Source organism: Pseudoalteromonas sp., from assembly GCF_041613455.1.
Lineage (GTDB): Bacteria > Pseudomonadota > Gammaproteobacteria > Enterobacterales > Alteromonadaceae > Pseudoalteromonas.
In genome coordinates, this window is record NZ_JBFJHD010000208.1 from 1 (window position 1) to 5,192 (window position 5,192).

5 protein-coding genes and 1 pseudogene are annotated in these 5,192 nt (G+C 44.7%); 3 read left to right on the forward strand and 3 right to left on the reverse strand.

Features of this window, described 5'->3' with window-relative positions:
- From ABYB02_RS14310 to ABYB02_RS14320, 3 genes and pseudogenes are all read left to right on the forward strand, one after another.
- Positions 1-151, forward strand: a pseudogene (locus tag ABYB02_RS14310) (glutathione-disulfide reductase); the annotation flags it as partial.
- A 176-nt stretch (positions 152-327) separates the two neighbouring features.
- Complete coding sequence (locus ABYB02_RS14315; protein ID WP_372763089.1) at positions 328-1,158, forward strand: mechanosensitive ion channel family protein; 831 nt, start codon at positions 328-330, stop codon at positions 1,156-1,158.
- Between the two features lie 248 nt (positions 1,159-1,406).
- Entirely contained in the window at positions 1,407-2,030 is a 624-nt protein-coding gene (locus tag ABYB02_RS14320) for a hypothetical protein (protein ID WP_372763090.1), read from the forward strand.
- A 94-nt stretch (positions 2,031-2,124) separates the two neighbouring features.
- Here ABYB02_RS14320 and tldD read toward each other — a convergent pair whose 3' ends face one another.
- The 3 genes from tldD to ABYB02_RS14335 form a co-directional block, all read right to left on the reverse strand.
- The gene (tldD, locus tag ABYB02_RS14325; protein ID WP_372763091.1) at positions 2,125-3,564 is read right to left on the reverse strand and encodes a metalloprotease TldD; all 1,440 of its coding nucleotides are present in this window, start codon (positions 3,562-3,564) and stop codon (positions 2,125-2,127) included.
- The gene (locus tag ABYB02_RS14330) at positions 3,561-4,388 is read right to left on the reverse strand and encodes a carbon-nitrogen hydrolase family protein (RefSeq protein ID WP_372763092.1); all 828 of its coding nucleotides are present in this window, start codon (positions 4,386-4,388) and stop codon (positions 3,561-3,563) included. Before ABYB02_RS14330 ends, tldD begins: the two co-directional genes overlap by 4 nt.
- On the reverse strand, positions 4,381-5,192 hold an 812-nt coding region (locus ABYB02_RS14335), incomplete at its 5' end, for an AsmA-like C-terminal region-containing protein (RefSeq protein WP_372763093.1). The genes ABYB02_RS14330 and ABYB02_RS14335, both read right to left, overlap by 8 nt.

Consider the following 5,192-nt stretch of genomic DNA (forward strand, 5'->3'; position numbering starts at 1 on the left):
AGTAGTGGGTCTGCACGGTATTGGTTTTACTGTTGATGAAATGATCCAAGGATTTGCCGTCGCCATGAAAATGGGCGCCACTAAAGCTGATTTTGATGCGGTAGTGGCTATTCACCCTACCGGCTCGGAAGAGTTTGTTACTATGAGGTAAGCTTCGAGTATAAATTGAAACCTTGCGCTGAAAACCGCAAGGTTTTTTTTAGCTGTTGTTTTTGCCGCCGAGCAAAATTAAGCGATTTTATTGCTTAGCTTGCGTGGTTAAATACGCAAAATTTAGCTAGTATGCTCTGCTGTTATTGTTATTAATTTTTCAATTATTAGGTATTTATGCTCAAAGACATACTGCTATTACACCCGGTTTTAATCTCCTTAGTTGTGCTTAGTATTGCATTTAGCTTAAAGTTAATCGTTGATAAACTAGCAAAGTATCGCGCCGAAAAAAAAGAAAAAGACATTCGCTATATCGCACATAACATTAAGCACTTTATTAATTTTGTGATGGTGTTATTACTGCTGTTTGTTTGGTCTACCGAAATTCAAAACTTTGCGCTCTCGATAGCCGCTTTTGCTGTGGCGATTGTGCTGGCCACCCGCGAATTTATTCAATGTGTTATCGGCTTTTTTTACTTAGTCACCACCCGCCCCTTTAGAGTGGGTGACTGGGTACAAGTGGGCGATTACTTTGGTGAAATAGCCGAAACTAATTGGATCAAAACAACCATGCATGAAATTGACATGCGTACCTATCAGTTTTCTCGAAAAACAATCTACATTCCTAATAATAAGTTAATTACCAGCCCGATAAAAAACTTAAACTTTGTTAAACGCTTCGCCACACATCATTTTAATATCATTCGTAAAGAAAGCTTTAACCCGTACCCCATTTACCAAACATTAAATGATAGAGCACGGCTCTATTGTGAAGAATTTGCCGAAGTGGCCAGCCGCTATAATGCCATTATTGAAAGAAAACTGGATGCCAAAATCTCAGGCCCCACTCCAGAAATACATTTTGGCACCACCGAGCTGGGTGAGTTTAAAGCCAGCTTTACGCTCTTTTGCCCTACCGATAAAGCACTTGAAATAGAGCATAAGTTAACTGAATGCTTTATGGAGTTGTGGTACAACGAAGCCCAAAAAAGCCCGCTTGAAAGCTGAGCAGCACCCGCTACGTGGATCTGCTTTAGACTATAAAACAGGCACTCAGTGATGCAATATGAGTTTACTTAGCCAATGCATATTGCAGCAACATATAAACATAACAACACACTAAAAATACATCTAACCCCTTATTTTAACAATGAAATTTTTTAAAAATATAAATACTCTGAAATGGGTATGATGACATAGCTTTGCAGGTTTATTAGCATTAAAATCTTGCGCATTGTGAACCCTTGAGCTTTGTTATGTTTTTACTACGATCATTTATTTACCTGCTATTTCTAGCGAGTGTGGCTTATTTAATCCAACTCGAAGGCTTTGCCTTAAAGCAACAGGCACTCTATAGCGAGCACACCCTCACTGAGCATATGCAAGAAGGCTTTACGCTTTTAAGTTGCGTGTTGTTTTGTTACGCCTCTCGCATTAATGCCCAGCTAAAAATAGCAGCACTGTTATTGGCTACGTTATCGGCACTGATGTTTGTCAGAGAGTTTGATAGTTACCTCGACTTATACGTGTTTGATGGTGCTTGGCAAAGTATTGTGTATGCTATTTTAGCATTGACAGCCGGTTACCTAATTCGACATCGAGGAACGGTGTATAGCTCCTTAACCGCCTACGCTCGCACGCCTAGCTACGGCATTTGCTTATCGGGAGTGGTCACGTTATTGGCGTTTTCACGCATCATGGGTAAAGGCGAGTTTTGGCACTCTGTAATGGGAGAAAACTACATGCGGGTGGTAAAAAACATTATTGAAGAAGGGATAGAAACGCTTGGTTATGCGTTAATCTTTATCGCGGCCGTTGAGCTTGTTTTGCTATGTAGAAAAGCCGTTACTCAGCAACACACGGCTTTAACTGAGCTGTAAAACCGCGCTATATAAACTAAAGAGCAGCATTGCACGCCTTTAGTCAAGGCACTGCCAGCTGCTCTTTTTAGCTATGCCAAGCAAGTGTTATTGCTTACGCCGTACCGCCTACGGTAAGGTTATCTATTTTCAGACTAGGTTGACCCACGCCTACCGGCACACTTTGACTGTCTTTACCACATACCCCCACGCCTTTATCAAGCGCGAGATCGTTACCCACCATAGAGATCTGCTGCATCACCTCAGGGCCATTACCAATCAGGGTCGCGCCTTTGATAGGTTGAGTAATTTTACCGTTTTCAATTAAATAAGCTTCTGAGGCACTAAAGACAAATTTACCTGAGGTAATATCTACTTGCCCGCCACCAAAGTTAGGGGCAAACACGCCCTTTTTCACACTGCTGATGATATCGGCTTGGCTGTGCTCGCCGCCTAACATATAGGTGTTAGTCATGCGAGGCATAGGTAAGTGGGCGTACGATTCACGACGTGCGTTACCAGTAGGATTTACCCCCATCAGCCGCGCATTCATTTTATCTTGCATGTAGCCTTTTAAGATACCGTTTTCTATCAGCACATTATATGCCGCAGGCGTGCCTTCATCATCCACATTAAGTGAACCACGGCGGTTTGCCATGGTGCCATCATCCACTACCGTACATAGCTCAGACGCCACTTGTTGCCCTACTTTACCGCTAAACGCGGACGCCCCTTTACGGTTAAAGTCGCCCTCTAAGCCATGCCCGACTGCTTCGTGTAACAGTACGCCAGGCCAACCATTGCCAAGTACCACTTCCATGGTACCTGCAGGCGCATCTATAGCCTCTAAGTTAACTTTAGCTTGGCGTACCGCTTCTTCGGCAAATTCCATCCAGCGCGGTTTACCGTTTACCAGCTCTTTAAAGTAACCGTAATCTAAACGTGCGCCACCCCCGGCACCACCGCGTTCACGGCGACCATTTTTGGCTAATAATACCGAGCAGTTTAAGCGAATAAGCGGGCGAATATCGGTGGCAAAGGTGCCGTCGCTAGCGGCAATTAACACCTCTTCGTATACCGCCGACATTGAGCTAATAACTTGCTCGGCATCGGGGGCAAGTTCACGAATATAGTTTTCCAGTTCGCGCAGTAAATTGACTTTATCAGTGTCGCTCATACTCGCGATTGGCTGGTGCGGTGCAAATTGTTGTTTTGCAGCGACATCACTAAACACTTGAATGGTTTTATTTTCGCCCGCATCGGCAATACTACGTGCCGCGGTAGCGGCTTTATTTAACGCTTCTAGGTTTATTGCATCTGAGTACGAAAACCCGGTTTTTTCACCACTAACGGCACGTACACCCACGCCACGCTCAACATTGTATGAGCCTTCTTTGACTAAACCATCTTCCAGTACCCATGACTCATGATGGCTCGATTGAAAGTATAAATCGGCATAATCCACTTTATGCTGATGAATGTAGGCGAGCGTTTTTTCGAGTTCTTCTCGATTTAGCTGGCTGTCGTGTAATAAATGCTGTTCAACCGTATTCATAATAAATGCTCTCTAAATCGTTGATGAGACTGCACTGGCATATCCCGTCGAATTTTGTGTAATTGCGTTAAATCTGCTGTGGCGCTAATAAAGCCTATGCCCGCTGGCAGTTCACACAAGGTTTCACCCCAAGGTGAAATAATTAAACTGTGACCATAAGTCTGACGCCCATTTTGATGTGTACCCTGCTGCGCTGCTGCCACCACATAACACTGTGTTTCTATGGCGCGAGCCGTTAATAACGGCTGCCAATGCGCTTGCCCCGTGACCACGGTAAATGCGCTGGGTACTAAAATGATTTCTGCGCCTTGGCGCGCCAGTGCCGTATACAAGCTACTGAAGCGCACATCATAACATACTGATAAACCAATTTTACCAAATGGTGAGTCGACCACCACCACATCACTGCCTGCTTGCGTAAACTCTGATTCGCGGTAACTGGCGGTGGTATCAGCCACGGTCACATCAAATAAATGTATTTTATTGTAACTGGCTAGCAGCTCACCTTGGCTGTTAAATAAGTGCGAAGCGGCATAATATTTATTATTTTGGGCAGGCTCAGGCATAGTGCCAGCGCTAAGCCAAATTTGATGCTGTATACACAGTGCGCTTAACTGCTGCTGGTAATATTTACTGTGCTTTGCCATCGCAAGGGTAGCGGCGCCGTTGTTGCTAAACACTAAAAACGCTTCCGGTAAACACACTAGCAACGGCCGTGCCGTAGGCAAGGTGTGCAACGCCTGCGTTAACGCCTGCATATTTTCCTCGGCAGAGACCCCTGAGCACATTTGTAGTGCCACTATGTTAGGCGCGGAGTTACTCATTGCTCGCGTTTACATCGCTATTGTTAAGTGGTTGCTTAGCCGCGGCTGAAGGCGGGTTGTTAGTCGCCTGGGGAATAGTCACTTCGCGGCTCTTTCTGTCGAGCTCTTGCACTATGGGGTCGTTCATTGTACCGGTTACCTTAAAGTTAATTTCAGATATAACCCGCGCCGAATGAATCACTTTATCAATTGCTAAGGCCGCAAGCCCTGTAACGGGGTTAACCATCCAGGCAACTAAAATTGGAATACTCGAGGTTACCTGCGGCGCAACAGCCAGATCGTAGTTGATCGCTAAGGTATTTAAATCGCTATAGCCTTTAATGGTTAAATCTGCTGGCACACCATCCATTTTAGTGTCTGCGGTGTAGGCAATGCCGTTATTTAACTGCATCGAGCCTTGTAGGCTGTTATAAAAAAAGCCTTTAGAAAACACATCTCTAAAATCAAGTTTTAGTTTGCGCAGCAACGAATCTAGGCTCAGCAACGAAAACACCCGTGCTCCACCATCACTCACTTCCGTTAAATGTCCTTCACCTAAGCGCCAACCAATATTACCCGATAGGCTCGCCACATCTAACGCATACGGTGCCCCTTGCCAAGCTAGCTCATAGTTAATTTCTGCTTTGGAATCTTTAATTGCCGTGGTTAAATCAAACTCATTAAATAAAGCGCCAATATCCTCGCTGTTAAGCTCGCCGCTGAGCTGCGTTAGGCCTTCTTGCCATTGCCCCTTAGTGCGTAAAATATGCTGGTTTTTATCAACCACCAACTCTGAGATCAATAACCGTTGCCCATCACCTAAAA